This window comes from Paraburkholderia sp. SIMBA_030 (assembly GCF_046535245.1).
Taxonomy (GTDB): domain Bacteria; phylum Pseudomonadota; class Gammaproteobacteria; order Burkholderiales; family Burkholderiaceae; genus Paraburkholderia.
On the sequence record NZ_JAWRXB010000531.1, the window covers coordinates 1 to 272 of the forward strand.

The following is a 272-nucleotide window of genomic DNA, read 5'->3' on the forward strand; positions in this document are numbered from 1 at the left end:
GGCCTGCTGAAGTAAAACCCCTGGATCATGTCGCATCCCGCATCGAGCGCCATCTGCAACTGCTGGCGATCATCGATTTTCTCGCCCACGACAATCTTTCCTGCGCGTTTCAGATCGCGCACCATCGGGCCTGCCGCGTGGGCACCTATCGAAGGCCATTCGAGCTTGATGATGTCTACCGCCGGCAAGAAAGCCTCGATTTGCGGAGTAATTTCCACCACGTCATCCAGGGCAATCCTGAATCCGGCACTGCGCAACGTCTGGCAACGCTT

1 protein-coding gene is annotated in these 272 nt (G+C 57.4%); it reads right to left on the reverse strand.

The genetic code is table 11. The features are described from left to right. On the reverse strand, positions 1–257 hold a 257-nt coding region (locus SB772_RS41090), incomplete at its 3' end, for an EAL domain-containing protein (protein WP_410838662.1). Positions 258–272: the final 15 nt, after the last annotated feature.